The following is a 17,348-nucleotide window of genomic DNA, read 5'->3' as shown; positions in this document are numbered from 1 at the left end:
ATCATATTATATATTATTTAAATTCTTTAAAGAACCAATATCTTTGATAGAATATATTCTAGCAGAGGAATTTTCAACTTTAATAATATGAGATGAATTTTCAAAAGCTGCTTTTAAATTATGTTCTATAGAAATAATGGTCATTTGTTTCTTAATATTTAAGTTTTTTAAAAAAGTATATATGTTTTTTTGACTAATCATATCTACACCTGTTGAAGGTTCGTCTAATATCAATAAATCAGGGTCACCAATAAGTGCTTTTGCGATAAAAACTTTTTGTTGTTGTCCACCAGACAAATTTCCAATTAGACTTTCTTTAAGATTGCTTATATCTAATTCTTTTAGTAAAGATTCTAATGAATTATAATTTTTTAAACCTAAAGTTTTACAGTGACATTTGAATATTTCATTTACGGTTATAGGAAATTTAGAATTGAAATGGTCTGATTTCTGAGGTACATATCCTATTTTATTTGTATTTATGGAAATACTCCCTTTAGAGGGATTAAGTAATTTTAACATAAGTTTTACTAGGGTGCTTTTCCCACTACCATTTTCACCTATAATGGAATAATACCCTCCATTAACAATATTTAAATTTATATCTTTTAATATGTAATTATTATCATTAATATAGGAAAAATACATATTCTTTATATTTATCATAACAACCTCCTAAAATATAAAAACTGCACAATTAATATTATATACATATTTGCAAATGATTTGCAATACAAATAAATATATTTGACAAAGAATGGATTTAATTGTATTATATAAATGCAAATGATTTGCAAAAGGAGTGAAAGTATAATAATGAAAAAGTTTTTAAAATTATTTCTTATAATATCATTGTCTATAATTATAATTTCTGGTTGTGGTAAAAAAGATGAAGTTGGAATTTCTAATAATAAAGATAAGATAAAAGTTGTAGTAACTTTTAATCCATTAAGAGAATTTGTAGATTACATAGGTAAAGACAAAGTTGATGTAAATGTAATAATACCAGAGGGTACCGAACCGCATGATTTTGAACCTAAAGCTAAAGATATTATGAAATTAAATGAAGGAGACCTTTTTATATACAATGGATTTGGAATGGAAGGCTGGGTTGATAAAACTTTAAAATCTATAGAAAATAATAAGATGTTGATAGTGGATTCATCTAAAGGTTGTGAACCTATAAATATTGAAGAAGACAATCATGATCATGGTAATTCTAATGATCCTCATATATGGTTAGGATTAACTACAGCTAAAAGACAAGCATTTAATATAAAAGAATCATTAATTAAATTAGATGAAAGCAATAAAGAATTTTATGAAGAAAATTATAAAGAGTTTGAGAAAGAAATAGATAATTTACTTAATAGCTATAAAAATAAATTTGAACAATTAGATAATAAGAGCTTTGTAACAGGTCATTCAGCTTTTTCATATTTTTGTAGAGATTTCGGATTAGAACAAAGAAGTGTAGAAGGGGTATTTGCAGAAGGAGAACCAAGCAGTAAAAAGTTAAAGGAATTAGTAGATTACTGTAAATCTAAGAATATAAAAACTATATTTTTAGAGGAAAATGTAAGTCCCAAAGTATCTGAAACTTTAGCCAAGGAAGTTGGAGCTGAAGTAAAAGTAATAGATACAATAGAATATAAAAAAGAAGATAAAAAGTATTTGGAAATTATGAAAGAAAATATTGATAAAGTTTATAATAGTTTAAAGTAAAGATATGTGGATAAAATTATAAAAAAGTAACTTTATAATTTTATCCACATATTATATATTAAAGAATAGTTATCCATTGTTAGTTATTCACTAAATAAGGTGTTTAAGTAATGAAAAAAATAGTATAATAGAAGTAGAAAGATTATAAAAGTTAAAAAGGAGTGAACTTATTGGCTAAATGTGAAGTATGCGGTGCAAGAGCCGAAGTACATCATATAGTTAATAAATGCGAAGGTGGAATAGATTATCCTCTAAATTATAAATATTTATGTTCAGAGCATCATAGAGGAAAAGAAGGACCACATAAAAATTACCAAGTTGATATAAAGTATAAGCTGGAATTGCAGAATAAACTGAAAGAAATTTTAGTAAAGGATTATTATAATATATGTGAATTAGAAATTTTACTTCATATAAATAAAAATAAATTAAAGAAAATGTTTAAGTGGTACAAGATTTACAAAGAAGGATATAGAAAAGAAGATATAATTTTAAAATTAATGGGAGGAAAAATATATAGTTCTTATATGTTGGAGGAATATGATGATTTTATTCCATTGATAGTAGGATAATAATGAAGCATGTACATTTAGTGTACATGCTTCATTATTATGATTGTGTTATTTTATGCCTTTTTCATTAAATAGATTTTTATATTGCATATCAACTTTTAATATATGTCCTTCTATCCAATCTACAATAAAGAGCAATAAATCCTTTAACACTTCTTTTTGATTTTCATCTATATAATCTTTATCTATGCTAGTTACTTTTTTTACAAAATTATCATGTTGTTTTTTGTGAGCTTCAAAGTTAGTATAATTTACACTTTTCATTAAATCTTCTTCATAACTAAAATGATATACGGTATATCTTTGAAGTTCAGATAAAGTATTTAATATATCATCATATCTATCATAATCATCTTTTAAAGAAAGTAAGTCATAAAGTTCATTAGCTAATTCAAATAATCTTTTGTGCTGAGTATCTATACTTTTTACATTACAAGAAAACTCTTCTTTCCAATTAAACATATTATTCCCTCCTATAATTTATATATTAATATTATAACACATAAAAAATAATTTTTATAAAAGTTAAATTTGTTTTCTTATAAAATACACTTGACTTTATCAAGCAAACATTGTAGCATATTATAAAAGATTATAAGAGGTGATATAGTTGAAATTGTCCTATAAAAGCACTAGATCAAAAAGAAATATAAATTCAAGTAAAGCAATAGTACAAGGTATAGCGGATAAGGGTGGATTATTTGTACCAACATTTTTTCCAAAAATAGATATACCTTTTTCTAAGTTAAAAGATTTTGATTATAAAAGATTAGCTACTTATATATTAAATAAATTTCTTGTTGATTTTTCAGAACAAGAATTATTTCAATATGTAGAAAGAGCATATGATAAAAAGTTTGAAAGTGATTCTATAGTACCTATAGTAAAAAAAGAAAATATATATTTTTTGGAATTATATCATGGTCCAACTTTAGCATTTAAAGACATGGCACTATCAATATTACCATATTTATTAACAGCTGCTTTAAAAAAGAATAATGTAGAAGAAGAAGTTGTTATATTAACAGCTACTTCTGGAGATACGGGTAAAGCGGCTTTAGAGGGATTTGCTAATATAGATGGTACAAAAATCATAGTATTTTATCCAGAGAATGGTGTAAGTCAAATACAAAAAAAACAGATGGTTACTCAAAAAGGGGAAAATACTTATGTTGTAGGTATGAATGGAAATTTTGATGAGGCACAAAGTAGTATAAAAGAAATATTTAATGATGAAGTATTTAAAAAAACCATAGGGAAAAAAGGATACATATTCTCTTCTGCTAATTCTATAAATATAGGAAGGTTAATTCCTCAAATAGTTTATTATGTTTATTCATATATGTGGCTTTTGAAAAAAGGAGAAATAGAGGAAGGAGAAGAAATTAATATAGTAGTACCTACAGGTAATTTTGGTAATATATTAGCAGCATATTATAGTAAAAAAATGGGCATACCAGTAAATAAATTTATATGTGCATCTAATGAAAATAATGTACTTTGTGAATTTTTTAATAAAGGAATTTATAATAAAAATAGAGAATTTAAAGTAACCTCATCTCCTTCAATGGATATATTATTATCTAGTAATTTAGAAAGATTGATTTATGAAATATGTGATGGTAATGAGGAAAAAGTAAAAATATATATGGATAAATTAAAATATGGTGGAACATATAAACTAGATAGAGATGAATTAGAAAGATTAAACAGTTTTTATTCAAGTTTTGCAACAGATGAAGAAACTTATGGAACTCTTAAACAAGTATATGATAAATACTCCTATCTTATGGATACTCATACTGCAGTAGCCTATAAAGTTTATGAGGACTATAAAAAGGACACAGGAGATAAAAGAAAAACTATAATAGCTTCTACAGCAAGTCCTTTTAAATTTACTAGAGATGTAGCTAAGGCATTAAATATAAATGATGAAAAATTGAATGATTTTGAGTTAATCAATAAAATATCTGAATATACAGGGGTTGCAGTACCTAAAGCCATACAAAAACTTTATAAAGAAAAAGTAAGGCACAATAAAAAGTGTGAAAAAGAAGAAATAAAAAATGTTATAAAAGAAATTTTAGAAGTATAGGTGATAATAATGTTAGAGATTAAAGTACCTGGAACTAGTGCTAATTTTGGTCCTGGATTTGATTCTTTAGGAGTAGCTTTAAATATATATAATAAATTTTATGTGGAAGAAACAGAAAAAGGACTTTATATTGAAGGATGTGAAGAAAAATATAGAAATGATAAGAATTTATTTTATGTTTCTATGAAAAAAGTATTTGATAAATTTGGATATAATATTAAAGGATTAAAGATTAAAATAGAGTCAGATATTCCCGAATCTAGAGGATTAGGTAGTAGTGCTTCTTGTATAGTTGGTGGAGTTATGGCAGCTAATGGATTCATAGGTAATAAACTATCTAAAGAAGAAATATTAGAAATTTCAACGGAAATAGAAGGTCATCCTGATAATGTGGCACCATCAATATTTGGAGGTATGACCGTTGTAGTAAAGGATGAAAATAAAATATATCATGACAAAATAAACATAGATGAAAATATAAACTTTTATGCATTAATTCCAGACTTTGTACTATCTACAAAAGAATCTAGAGAGGTTCTTCCTAAAACTATAGATTATAAGGACGGAGTATTTAATGTAGGAAGAGTTGCTTTAATGATTGCTAGTTTAGTAAGTGGAAATCATGAAAATTTAAAAATAGCATTTGAAGATAGACTTCATCAGCCTTATAGAAAAACATTAATAGAAAACTACGATAATGTAATAAAAAAGTGTAAAAAAAATGGGGCATTAGGAACTTTTTTAAGTGGGGCAGGTCCCACAATTATGGCTCTAACAGATAAAAATAATGAAGATTTTATGATGAAAATTAATAGTGAACTGAGTAATTTAAATCATAAATGGAATATAAGGAAATTATCGGTAGATCATAAAGGAGCAATAGTAATAGATAAATAGAATGGGGGAATTAATTATGAATAATATTATAGTATCAAAATTTGGAGGAAGTTCTTTAGCAGATGTAAATCAATTTAAAAAAGTTAAAAATATAGTATTAGGAGATGAAAAAAGGAGATATGTAGTTCCTTCTGCTCCAGGAAAGAGATATAAAGAAGATCAAAAGATAACTGATTTACTTTATTTATGCCATGCAAATGTGGAGCAAAATGTTGAAATAGACTATATATTTAATATTATAGAAAAAAGATATAAAGAACTTGCAAAGGAATTAGAAGTAAGTATAGATATAGACATTGAACTAAAAAATATAAAGAAAAATATAAAGAATGGAGCTACAGCAGACTATACAGCTAGTAGAGGGGAATACTTAAATGGATTAATTCTTTCAGATTATTTAGGCTATGAGTTTGTAGATCCAGCAGAAATTATATTTTTTAGAAGAAATGGAGTCTTTGATGGGGAGAAAACTCAAGAGGCAGTGTCTAAAAAGTTAAAAAATATAGAAAAAGCTGTTATTCCTGGATTTTATGGGTCTTTGCCTAATGGAGATATAAAGACTTTTTCAAGAGGTGGATCTGATGTAACAGGTGCTATTATTGCTAGGGGTGTAAATGCACAGTTGTATGAGAATTGGACAGATGTATCTGGATTTTTAATGGTAGACCCTAATATTGTAGAAAATCCTAGAAATATAGAAAGAATTACTTACAGAGAACTTAGAGAGTTAGCCTATATGGGGGCAACTGTACTACATGAAGAAGCTGTTTTCCCTGTAAGAAGTGCAGGAATTCCAATAAATATTAAAAATACTAATAGACCAGAAGATAAAGGAACACTTATAATTGATGACTTAAAGCCAGCTAGCTATGCTGGAAATATAACAGGTGTAGCGGGAAAAAAAGATTTTGTTGTTATTGCTATAGAAAAAAATATGATGAATGTAGAACAAGGATATTGTAGAAAAGTACTTTCAATTTTAGAAGAAAATGATGTGTCTTTTGAGCACATGCCTTCGGGTGTTGATGCAGTATCATTGGTAATATCTAAAAGTCAATTAAACGGTAAGTTAGATAGTATACTTCAAGAAATAGAAATAAAATGTAAACCTGATTCTGTAGAGGTTTATCCTGATATGGCTTTAGTTGCTGTAGTTGGAAAAGGAATGCTCAGAACTGTAGGTATGTCAGCAAAGATATTTGATGCATTGGCCAGAGAAAAAGTTAATATTAGAATGATAATTCAGGGATCAAGTGAGATAAATATAATTGTAGGAGTAGAAAATGAGGATTTTGAAAAGGCTATAAGAGCTATATATGCTGAATTTACAAAATAATCTAGGAAAGAGGGCACTTAATTATGAAGGTTATAAAAATAGGATTATTGGGATTAGGTAATGTAGGTAAGGGAGTATGGAATATACTTCAAATGAATAAAGACATAATAAAGACAAGAGCTGGATACAATATAGAAATAGGGAAAATATTAGTAAAGGATGCTAATAAAAAAAGAGATGTAGATGTACCTGAAAGCATAATAACTACAAATGTAGATTATATATTAGAAGATCCTAGCATAGATATAATAGTTGAGGTAATGGGAGGGGTAGAGCCATCCTTTGAGTATATGGTAAAGGCTATGAAAAAAGGAAAACATGTAATTACTGCAAATAAAATGGTATTAGCCATGAAAGGTAGAGAATTATCTCAAATAGCTAAAGACAACGGAGTATTATTCTACTATGAAGCTAGTGTAGGTGGGGGAATTCCTGTTATTCATGGTTTAACAGAAAGTTTAACTGCTAATAAAATAAATGAAGTAATAGGAATAATTAATGGTACAACAAACTATATATTAACAAAAATGACTTTAGAGGGATTAAGTTTTGATGAAGCTTTAAAAGAAGCACAACAAAAGGGCTATGCAGAAGCAGATCCTACTTCTGATATAGAGGCCTTTGATGCAGTATATAAATTATGTATTTTAACTTCTTTAGGATTTGACTCATTTGTAGATATAAAATCGGTGTACAGAGAAGGAATAACAAAGATAGAGCCTATAGACATTAAATATGCAGAAGAATTTGGATATGTTATAAAATTATTAGCTATAATAAAAGAAGAGTTTGGAGAGCTGGAATTAAGAGTACATCCAACTATGGTTCCAGCAGTTCATCCCCTTGCAAATGTAAATGATTCTTTTAATGCTATTTTTATAAAAGGAAATGCGGTAGGAGATCTTATGCTCTATGGAAGAGGTGCTGGAGAATTGCCAACAGGTAGTGCAGTAGTTGGAGACATAATTTCAGTAATAAGAAATAAAGAAAGAGAAGAAAATCATTTTATTCAATGTGATAAGGTCTCAAAAAATGTAAAAGATATGAGTAAAGTAAGAAGTGAATATTATATAAGGATTACAGTAGGGGACAAACCAGGAGTTTTAGGAGAAATTACAACTATATTAGGAGAAAATAATGTAAGTTTACTTTCCGTAATACAAAAAGGTAAAAGACAAGAACATGTTTCTTTAGTATTTGTAACTCATAGAACAAATGAGGGAGATGTACAAAAAGCTATTAAAAAAATAAGTGAACTTAATGATGTTTTAAAAGTAGATAATATAATAAGAATAGAAAATTTAGGAATGATATAAAAAAGAGCTGTCGTATTAAGAATAAATACTACAATATATTGTATGTAAATTTCTTAGTGCGACAGCCCCTTTTTTAATGAACAATGAATAATTGAGGATATTTTCCTTAGTTGCACTCAGAAAAACTTTTATTTATATAAAAATTGTTTGATCTACAAATTAACTGATTTAGGAAGTTAAAATATAATAATATAAACATAATTTATAAGTATTAAATTGTTAACTATTACTAAAATAAAGAAGGTGAGCTAATGAAAATAGGGATTATATCAGATACTCATATAACAAAAAAAGTTGAAAATATAGATAAAATATTAAATGATTATTTTTATGATGTAGATACAATCATTCATGTGGGAGATTTTAATTCTTTAGAAGTCATAAAGAGGATAAGAAGTAAGAAGAAATTTATAGGAGTTTATGGAAACAATGATAGCAAAGATGTGAAAAATACCTTACCTATAAAAGATATAATAAGGATAAATGGATATAAAATTGGAATATTTCATGGGCATGGCAGCGGTAAAAATGCTTTAGATAGAGCTTATGATGAATTTAAAGATGATAAAGTGGATATTATTATTTTTGGACATAGTCATCAACCTATTATAAAGACAAGAAATAAGATTTTAATGATAAATCCAGGTTCTCCTATGAGAAAATTAAAAGAACGATGGTATTCTTATGTTTTACTAGAATTACACAAAAGAAGAATTGAAGCTAAAATGGTATTGTTTAAGAAAAAATAAATTTGAAACATAAAACAAAGAAGAGGGCCAAAATTTTAGGTTTTAGCCCTCTTTTTATAATTTATATTAAGGTCTTATAAACATTTGTGTCCAATATGGATTACCATTAGCATCTTTAGCCAAACCTACTCCAATTTCTGTAAAGTTTTTATTTAAAATATTACTTCTATGTCCTGGGGAATTCATCCAAGCTTGTACAACTTCCTGTGGGGTTCTTTGACCCATAGCAATATTTTCTCCTGCAGATGAGAACTTTAATCCAAAGGAGTTTATCATTTTAAAAGGAGATCCATAAGTAGGGGATGTATGAGAAAAATAATTTTTAGTTATCATGTCACTAGATTTATATCTTGCTACCCTAGAAAGTTCCCAATTTTCCTTTAATGGAGCCAAACCATTATTAGCTCTTTCAATATTGACTAGTTTTATAACTTCTTTTTCCATAGATTTCATTTCATCTAAATTTGGAATAGATATTTTTTCACCGGGGTAAATTAGACTAGGATTTTTTAGCTGAGGATTAGCACTTATTAGCTCGTCCAATCCAATTTCATTTTTTACTGCTATTTTCCAAAGGCTATCACCCTTTTGAATAGTATATGTACCTTGAGCTTTTGCTGATAATGGAAATGTTAAAGCTAATGTTAATCCCAATGGTATAATTATTTTTTTTAGCATAAAATCACCTCGATATTAAGTATTACATAAATTTTTTTCGTGAACAATGATCAAATATTGAGATAATGTGTTTAATATGTATTTAGTTACTATAAATTCATTTATAGCAAGTAAATACTAATTTAAAATTCTGAATATACATATAAATAGTATAGTCAACTGTTGACAGCTATAATAAAACTCTATATAATATTGTTAAACCGGGTTAGTAAACCGGTTTAACGAAGAAAGGGGGATTTATGTTGTCAAAAATTGCTGTTTTAGGAAGTATAAATATGGATATAGTGTTAAAAGTAGATAGAATGGCTAAAGTTGGAGAAACTTTATTGGCGAGGTCTTTAGATAAAGTTGCTGGTGGAAAAGGAGCTAATCAAGCAGTGGCAGCATCTAGATTAGGATCCAAAGTTTATATGATTGGAAAAGTAGGAAAAGATGATAATGGCGACATTTTATATAGGAATATTGAAAACGATGACATAAATGTTGAGTACATATTAAAAGATAAAGAAGAGCCAACGGGTATGGCAATAATTACTGTGGATAAAAAAGGAGATAATTCTATAATAGTTGTATCAGGTGCAAATATGTCTTTAGAAAAAGAAGATATATATAAGTATGAAAAAGCGATAAAAGATTCAGATATTCTAATAACACAATTTGAAACCCCTATGGATGTATCAGAGGAAAGTTTTAAATTAGCTAAAAGTTTAGGAGTAACTACCATATTAAATCCAGCTCCTGCAAAAAAAATAACTAAGGCTCTTTTGGAAAATACAGATATTATTGTTCCAAATGAAACAGAGGCTTTTGAAATTACAAAAGTAGAAATAAAAGATGAAAAAGATATGAGAGAATCTGCAAAGTTTTTCTTGGAGAATGGAGTGAAATTCGTAGTTATTACTCTTGGAGAAAAAGGAGCAGCAATTGTATCCAAAGATAAATTTGAAATAGTGCCAGCTTATAAAGTAAATGCTGTAGATACTACAGCAGCAGGAGATAGCTTTATAGGTGCTTTAGCGCATAAATTAGGAGATAGTGAATTAAATTTTGATAATATAAAAGAAGGTGTACTTTATGGGAATAAAGTATCATCTATAGTAGTACAAAAAGAAGGAGCTCAGTCCTCCATACCATATTTAAAAGAAGTTGAAGAAGTTTTTAAGGAGGGTTAAATATGAAAAAAGTAGGAATTTTAAATAGTGAAATATCCCATGTAATATCTAAAATGGGACATACAGATTCTTTAGCTATAGGAGATTGTGGATTGCCTATACCTGAAGGAACTAAAAGAATAGATTTAGCATTAATAAAAAATATTCCAACTTTTATGGATACTTTAAAAAGTGTAATGATGGAGCTTGAAGTAGAAGAAGTACAAATAGCTAATGAAACTAAAGAGGTAAGTCCAGAAATTTTTAAAGAAATAAAAAAACAATTAGGAGATAAAAAAATAATATTCATATCTCATGAAGAATTAAAAAATAATTTGAAGGATTGTAAAGCTGTTATAAGGACAGGAGAACAAACACCCTATGCAAATATAATATTAAAATCAGGAGTGATTTTCTAATGGAAAAAGATAAATTAGAAAAGAAACCTTTTTTAGAGATGAAAGGAATTTCCAAGGCTTTTTCTGGTGTACAAGCATTAGATAATGTGGAACTTAAAGTATATGAGGGAGAAGTATTAGCTCTTTTGGGGGAAAATGGAGCAGGTAAATCTACATTGATGAAAATATTAAGTGGTGTATATACAAAAGATAAAGGAAGTATTTTTATAAATGAAGAAGAAGTTGATATAAATGGTATAAAGCAAGCAGAAAAATTAGGGATATCTATAATACATCAGGAATTAAGTTTACTTCCAAATTTAAAGATATATGAGAATATATTTTTAGGCAATGAAAAATATAATGGGATTTTTAATAAACTTGATAAGGATTATATGAGATCGGAAAGTAAAAAATTATTATCTACTATAGGATTTACAACAGATGAGGATACTTTAGTTAAGGATATAAGCATAGGTGAAATGCAAATGATAGAAATCATTAAAGCTATTTCTAAAAAATCCAAACTAATAATAATGGATGAACCTACCACTGCTTTAACTGAAGTAGAAACAGAAAGGCTTTTTAAAGTTATAAATAAATTAAAATCTGAAGGAATTTCTATAATATATATATCACATAGGTTAGATGAAATATTCCAAATATGCGATAGAGTAAATGTATTAAGAGATGGTAAATATGTAGGAGAAGTTAAGGTAGAAGATACAACAAAAGATGATTTAATAACTATGATGGTTGGAAGAAAATTAGAAGAACAATTTCCATATAAAAAAGTTGATAAAGGAGATACATTACTAGAAGTAAATAATCTATCATATAAAGATAAAGTAAAAAATGTCTCCTTTCAAGTAAGGGCAGGAGAAATATTAGGATTAGCAGGACTTATGGGATCTGGAAGAACAGAATTAGCTAAGACTATATTTGGAGAGTATAAGAAAACCAGTGGAGAAATATATGTAAATGATAAAAAAGTTAATATAAATTCTCCTAAACAAGCTATAGAAAATGGTATAGCTTATTTATCGGAAGACAGAAAAAAGGAAGGACTTATTTTAAATATGTCTGTAGGTAATAATATAAGTCTTTGTAATTTAAAAAAATATGAAAATAGTATGAAGAAAATAGATAAAGAAAAGGAATTAAAAGAAGTAGATGAGTATATAAAAAAATTATCTGTAAAAACACCTTCAGCAGATCAGATAATAAAGAACCTAAGTGGAGGTAATCAACAAAAAGCTATTATAGCAAAATGGATTATGATTTCCCCAAGTATTTTAATAATAGATGAACCTACAAGAGGAATAGATGTAGGTGCTAAAAAAGAAATATATGAGGTTTTAAATGAAATTAAAAGTTTAGGTAAAGCTGTAATTATGATATCTTCTGACATGCCAGAGGTATTAGGCATAAGTGATAGAATATTAGTTATGAGTGAAGGAAATCTGGCAGGAGAATTATCAAGAGAAGAAGCAACTCAAGAAAAGATTATGAAATATGCAGTAGCTTCTTTAAATTAGAAATGTAAGGGGATGAAGAAAAACAAAATGAATAACGATATGAAAGAATTTCTTTTAAAGTTTAAATCTTTATTTGGCTTGATACTATTATGCGTAATAATTTCTATATTAACTCCGAGATTTTTAAATGTATCTAATATAATGAATGTATTTACTCAAGTATCTGTTAATGCCATATTAGCTATAGGAATGTCTTTTGTAATTCTAACTGGAGGTATTGATTTATCTGTAGGATCAACATTAGCTATATCTGGTGCTATTTCTGCTAGCATAATTAGAGCAACTAATAGTATATTTTTATCTATAATTGTAGCTTTAATAATTGGAGCTATAATTGGTCTAATGAACGGAGTTGTAGTAGCTAAAGGAAAGATACAAGCTTTTATAGTAACTTTAGCAACTATGACTATATTTAGAGGAGTTACCATGGTATACACAAATGGTACGCCAATATCAGGATTATCTGATAAGTTTATGTTAATAGGAAATAAAAAAATACTGGGGTATATACCAGTTCCTGCTATAATAACTATAGTAGTACTTATTATAGCATGGTATATTTTAAGTCAAACTAGATATGGAAGATATGTTTATGCTCTTGGAGGAAATGAAGATTCAGCTAGATTATCAGGAATAAATACAGATAAAATTAAAACGCTTGTGTATGTAATATGTGGCATAACAGCTGCTTTAAGTGGCGTAATTACAACTAGTAGGGTAGGATCAGCTTCTCCTAATGCGGGTCTTGGTTTTGAATTAGATGCCATAGCAGCGGTAGTACTTGGAGGAACTAGTTTAGCCGGTGGAGAAGGAACAGTTGTTGGAACTATAATAGGTGCTATGATAATAGGAGTTTTAAATAATGGATTAAACTTAGCAGGTGTATCTGCTTATTATCAATCCATTGTAAAGGGTTTAGTAATACTTTTAGCTGTTTTAATAGATAAAAAAAGCAAGAAATAAATTTAAATATAAATATTTAATGAGTGAATTCGGAAACTAATTTCCAATTGGCTCCAAAATGGCTTTAATATTATTTTAGTGCGGAGCATTTGTTATATTACTGTTTTTATTTAACTTTATTTTAAAAAAGAGTATAGCAAAGCTAACTCACCGATAGGTGAATTTTCTTAAAATTTAACAATTATCTAGACTAGCATGCTTTGTTTGCAGTTAATTTTATAATGTCTAATAGGTTAGTTTTAGAAACAGATAGTTGAGCATCCAAATGAATATTGATGCTATGGATTAATGTCCACCAAGACCAACGTTTTTTACCACGGCAGTGGGTTTGTTCCATGTTGTAGTCTTCAAGTATTCTTTTATTTACTCGCTCTGAAGAAGTTCTCTTTTTCATTATTTGTTTCCAAAGGTCAGAGTTTCTAGGTATAGCAGTAAATAAACGTAAGTCATCACTTGGCTTTACGTATATTACACGGCCGTAGGCACTAGGAGAACATTCTTCCTTATGAGGACATTCTTTAATTTTACCTTTTACTAAAGGACATCTATATTTAATTCTACTTCTGCCTTTATCGTACCAATCATATACCATTGGTTGGTTGCATTTGCAGATGGGAATACCGTCCTTAGTATATCCAATTGGTGGTTCATATTTATTTTTACCTTCACCCTTTGGATTAAGGGATATAACAGCTTTTATATTCCATTCATTAAGAAGCTTATACGTAGGATAGTTATCATGAGCAGCATCTGCGATGAACTTATCAAAGTTAAATTGAGGATACATCTTTCTAACTTCTGAAAGTGCAAAAATTGCAGTAACACCATCATAACGCTGCGCTTGTACCATCCTAAAATATATAGGAAGATCCTTTTTAAGTTTAGGATTATAGACACTAAGAAAATATAGGCAATGACCATAATACCATTTTTCGTGGTAACTGTCCCAACCGCGTCTAGCGTCAGGGTCAGAGAATCTTCTATTACATTTGCAGTTAAAAATACCTTTTTTAATGCAATCACAGGTCTTAATGCCTAATGAGCTACCGCCAGTTTCAAGACAGGTACCATCTCCTGATATATCAAGTTTTTGAGTATTACCAAGGAGACCGAGTTTAGCGGAAGGCTCAATAGCTAACTTAGCAAAAATTTGTTGAAATAGCTTTTCAGGGCGAGTTTCGACAGTTCGTCCTTTAAGAGCCTGTTCAACTAAATTTTTAATAACACCAGGATGTTTTGGTGGTAGTTTTTCATTCTTGCCAAGTTTTTTGTGGGGCTTGGAAGTAAAAGAATGAAGTGAGTCCTTGGCTGATTTTTCAGCCTTAGGGCTCATACCCCAAAATCTCGATATGAAATCATAATGAGTACCTAATCCTGGTACATTAGATTTTTCAACACCAATGATGGTGCAAAGTATATCATGTGCACGTAAGTGCTTAATCCATTTTTGTAGACTATGAAAACCTAAGTCAGACATTAATATAAATGATCTGAAGAGTTCCGGTTGCTGGTTTGAAGGTTTACCAGTTAGAGAATATGTTTCTCTAATTAATGGTTTTATATCATCAAGATTTAAATTATATAGTTTTTCAATACTTGATGAGTAGTATTCCACGATAGTGGGATCAGTTTTATAAAGTTCACTAATGCTTGACAAAAGAAGACTTTGGTAATCACAATGGCTACGCCAATAACCTAACATAAAAAATCACCTCGCAATATTTTGTAAATAGTTTCTATAGTGCGAGGCTACAAATTTTACAAACTTTGTCAAGTGATTTTGGAAAAAATATAAGTTTTTTTGATATTTTGTTTAAAATTCTGGGGGGAAGTTAAAATTGACACCCTTCGGGATTAAGATAAATGGAGGCCTAAGGGTTTCCGAATATATTTTTAATAAAAGAGGAGGAAAATAAAAAATGAAAAAAAGAAAATTAAAATTATTGTCATTAGTTTTAACAGGGGTTATGATGGCAGCTGGTTTTGCAGGATGTGGAAATAGTGATGAAAAAGATAATGCTAAAACTGGAGAAAGTAAAAAAATAGGGATGGTAATATCTACATTAAATAATCCATTCTTTGTATCTATGAAAGAAGGAGCAGAAAAGAAAGCAAAAGAATTAGGATATGAACTTTTAGTATTAGATTCTAGAGATGATGGAGCTACTGAAAGATCAAATGTAGAAGATTTAGTACAAAAGGGTGCAGAAGTTATAATTATAAATCCTACTGATAGTGATGCAGTTGGTAATGCTATACAAGTAGCTAATGATAGTAAAATTCCTGTAGTTACAGTGGATAGAAATTCAAATAAAGGAGAAGTAGTTTCTCATATTGCTTCAGACAATGTAGCTGGAGGTAAGATGGCAGCAGAATTCATATTAGAAAAGTTAGGTGAAAAAGGAAATATAGTTGAAATACAAGGACAACCAGGTACATCTGCAGCAAGAGATAGAGGAAAGGGCTTCCACCATGGAATATCAGGAAAAGATGGTATAAAGGTAGTTGCTAGTCAACCAGCAGATTTTGATAGACAAAAAGGTCTAAGTGTAATGGAAAATATAATGCAAGCTACTCCAGATTTTGATGCTGTATTCTGTCATAATGATGAAATGGCTTTAGGGGCAGCTAAGGCATTAGCTGGGAAAAAAGTTACTATTGTTGGATTTGATGGAAATGATGAGGCAGTAAAAGCTGTTGAAAGTGGAGAATTAACTGCTACAGTTGCACAACAACCAGATTTAATGGGTAGCATTGCAATAGAAAATGCAGTTAAAATCGCCAAAGGTGAATCAGTAGAGAAAGAAATACCTGTAGAATTGAAACTTATAAAAAAATAAATTTAATGATATAATAAAATCCAGGGTTACTTGATCCTGGATTTTATAAAATTATATTTGTTAGAGGGATAACAATGAGAAAAGTTACAATGATGGATATAGCAAAAATAGCTAATGTTTCAAAAACTACTGTTTCAATGGTTATAAATAACAGAGATAGTGGAATAAGTAAAGAAACAAGAAAAAAAATATTAGATATAGCAGAAGAATTAAATTACATACCTAATTCTTTAGCTAGAAGTTTAAGTACTAAAAAATCAGGAACTATAGGAATAATTCTTCCAGATATCACAAATCCATATTTTTCAGAAATGGCACGAGCAATAGAAGACGTAGCAAATTCTTTAGGACATAATGTTATATTTTGCAATACAGATAATGAAGAAATAAAGGAAGAGAAATACACAAGGCTTTTGTTAAGTAAAGCAGTAGATGGAATTATATTTATTTCTGGTGGAGAAAGTACTAAGAGCATAGAGATGTTAAAGAAAAATAATGTGAAATTTGTAATGGTAGATAGGCCTATAAAAACAGACAAAAATAGTTATGGAATATATTCACTAAATAAAAAAGGTGTAATTAATGGCATGAATTATTTATTAAACAAAAATATAAAGAAAATTGCCTTTGTAAAAGGTCCTAAAAGATTAGAAAATACAAAAGAGAGATTTAATGGATATAAAGAGGTAATGGAATTACATAATTTATATAAGGAATCTTATGTTTATGAAGGAGACTTTACCATAGAAAGCGGTATAGAAGTTACAGAAGAAATAATTAAAGAAAATCCAAATATTGAAGCTATATTTTATAGCAATGATATGATGGCTTTTGGAGGTATTAAAGTACTTTTAAAAAATGGATATAAAATACCAAAAGATATAGCCATTATGGGATTTGATAATATAAATATCTCTAAGTACATAGAACCAGAACTTACTACTATAGCACAACCTATATATTCTATGGGGAAAGAGGCATGTAAAATGCTCATAGCTGTAATAAACGGAGATGAAAAAATAAAAAGACAAATATTCTTTGATACAGAACTTATAGTTAGAAAAACTGTATAGCTAAAAACCTTCATGTT

General features: G+C 28.4%; 17 protein-coding genes. 13 read left to right on the top strand and 4 right to left on the bottom strand.

The features are described from left to right. Window positions 1-6: 6 nt before the first annotated feature. Window positions 7-666, bottom strand: coding sequence for a metal ABC transporter ATP-binding protein (locus tag CKV72_RS09820; protein WP_089863565.1), 660 nt, complete (start codon window positions 664-666; stop codon window positions 7-9). A 150-nt stretch (window positions 667-816) separates the two neighbouring features. Here CKV72_RS09820 and CKV72_RS09815 point away from each other — a divergent pair, with 150 nt between their 5' ends. Next, on the top strand, window positions 817-1,725 hold the full coding sequence (locus CKV72_RS09815; protein ID WP_095178165.1) for a metal ABC transporter solute-binding protein, Zn/Mn family: 909 nt from the start codon (window positions 817-819) through the stop codon (window positions 1,723-1,725). Between the two features lie 170 nt (window positions 1,726-1,895). Then, window positions 1,896-2,297, top strand: coding sequence for an HNH endonuclease signature motif containing protein (locus CKV72_RS09810; protein ID WP_089863569.1), 402 nt, complete (start codon window positions 1,896-1,898; stop codon window positions 2,295-2,297). A gap of 48 nt (window positions 2,298-2,345) precedes the next feature. Here the strand turns inward: CKV72_RS09810 and CKV72_RS09805 are convergent, their stop codons facing one another. Continuing rightward, a complete protein-coding gene (locus CKV72_RS09805; RefSeq protein ID WP_089863571.1) occupies window positions 2,346-2,759 on the bottom strand; it encodes a bacteriohemerythrin in 414 nt (137 codons plus the stop codon). Between the two features lie 154 nt (window positions 2,760-2,913). Between CKV72_RS09805 and thrC the strand changes: the two genes are divergently transcribed. The 5 genes from thrC (at window position 2,914) to CKV72_RS09780 (ending at window position 8,690) form a co-directional block, all read left to right on the top strand. Then, a complete protein-coding gene (gene thrC / locus CKV72_RS09800) occupies window positions 2,914-4,392 on the top strand; it encodes a threonine synthase (RefSeq protein WP_095178397.1) in 1,479 nt (492 codons plus the stop codon). A 9-nt stretch (window positions 4,393-4,401) separates the two neighbouring features. After that, complete coding sequence (thrB, locus tag CKV72_RS09795) at window positions 4,402-5,289, top strand: homoserine kinase (protein WP_089863574.1); 888 nt, start codon at window positions 4,402-4,404, stop codon at window positions 5,287-5,289. 16 nt (window positions 5,290-5,305) lie between these two features. Continuing rightward, window positions 5,306-6,625, top strand: coding sequence for an aspartate kinase (locus CKV72_RS09790; RefSeq protein WP_089863576.1), 1,320 nt, complete (start codon window positions 5,306-5,308; stop codon window positions 6,623-6,625). A 23-nt stretch (window positions 6,626-6,648) separates the two neighbouring features. Next, the gene (locus tag CKV72_RS09785; protein WP_089863578.1) at window positions 6,649-7,941 is read left to right on the top strand and encodes a homoserine dehydrogenase; all 1,293 of its coding nucleotides are present in this window, start codon (window positions 6,649-6,651) and stop codon (window positions 7,939-7,941) included. Between the two features lie 251 nt (window positions 7,942-8,192). Further along, the gene (locus CKV72_RS09780) at window positions 8,193-8,690 is read left to right on the top strand and encodes a metallophosphoesterase family protein (RefSeq protein ID WP_089863580.1); all 498 of its coding nucleotides are present in this window, start codon (window positions 8,193-8,195) and stop codon (window positions 8,688-8,690) included. A 66-nt stretch (window positions 8,691-8,756) separates the two neighbouring features. Here the strand turns inward: CKV72_RS09780 and safA are convergent, their stop codons facing one another. Further along, complete coding sequence (gene safA, locus CKV72_RS09775; RefSeq protein WP_095178164.1) at window positions 8,757-9,368, bottom strand: SafA/ExsA family spore coat assembly protein; 612 nt, start codon at window positions 9,366-9,368, stop codon at window positions 8,757-8,759. Window positions 9,369-9,610: 242 nt separating this feature from the next. Here safA and rbsK point away from each other — a divergent pair, with 242 nt between their 5' ends. The 4 genes from rbsK to rbsC are packed head-to-tail and all read left to right on the top strand — an operon-like array spanning window position 9,611 to window position 13,418. Further along, the gene (gene rbsK, locus CKV72_RS09770) at window positions 9,611-10,540 is read left to right on the top strand and encodes a ribokinase (protein WP_089863584.1); all 930 of its coding nucleotides are present in this window, start codon (window positions 9,611-9,613) and stop codon (window positions 10,538-10,540) included. 2 nt (window positions 10,541-10,542) lie between these two features. Further along, window positions 10,543-10,938, top strand: coding sequence for a D-ribose pyranase (gene rbsD, locus CKV72_RS09765; protein ID WP_089863586.1), 396 nt, complete (start codon window positions 10,543-10,545; stop codon window positions 10,936-10,938). Next, window positions 10,938-12,455: a sugar ABC transporter ATP-binding protein gene (locus tag CKV72_RS09760; protein ID WP_089863588.1), complete on the top strand. Its 1,518-nt coding sequence runs from the start codon at window positions 10,938-10,940 to the stop codon at window positions 12,453-12,455. The genes rbsD and CKV72_RS09760 overlap by 1 nt, the downstream gene beginning before the upstream one ends. Window positions 12,456-12,482: 27 nt before the next feature. Then, window positions 12,483-13,418: a ribose ABC transporter permease gene (rbsC, locus tag CKV72_RS09755; protein WP_089863590.1), complete on the top strand. Its 936-nt coding sequence runs from the start codon at window positions 12,483-12,485 to the stop codon at window positions 13,416-13,418. A gap of 190 nt (window positions 13,419-13,608) precedes the next feature. Here rbsC and CKV72_RS09750 read toward each other — a convergent pair whose 3' ends face one another. Further along, window positions 13,609-15,120, bottom strand: coding sequence for a transposase (locus CKV72_RS09750; RefSeq protein WP_095177509.1), 1,512 nt, complete (start codon window positions 15,118-15,120; stop codon window positions 13,609-13,611). 217 nt (window positions 15,121-15,337) lie between these two features. Between CKV72_RS09750 and rbsB the strand changes: the two genes are divergently transcribed. Both rbsB and CKV72_RS09740 read left to right on the top strand, forming a co-directional pair. Beyond that, window positions 15,338-16,258: a ribose ABC transporter substrate-binding protein RbsB gene (rbsB, locus tag CKV72_RS09745; RefSeq protein WP_095178163.1), complete on the top strand. Its 921-nt coding sequence runs from the start codon at window positions 15,338-15,340 to the stop codon at window positions 16,256-16,258. A 74-nt stretch (window positions 16,259-16,332) separates the two neighbouring features. Further along, window positions 16,333-17,331 (top strand): LacI family DNA-binding transcriptional regulator, encoded by a 999-nt coding sequence (locus CKV72_RS09740; protein ID WP_089863594.1) that lies wholly within the window; start codon window positions 16,333-16,335, stop codon window positions 17,329-17,331. Window positions 17,332-17,348: the final 17 nt, after the last annotated feature.

It is taken from the genome of Clostridium cochlearium (genome assembly GCF_900187165.1).
In the GTDB taxonomy this organism is placed as follows: Bacteria; Bacillota; Clostridia; order Clostridiales; family Clostridiaceae; genus Clostridium_G; species Clostridium_G cochlearium.
This window is presented reverse-complemented; position numbering and strand designations above follow the sequence as displayed.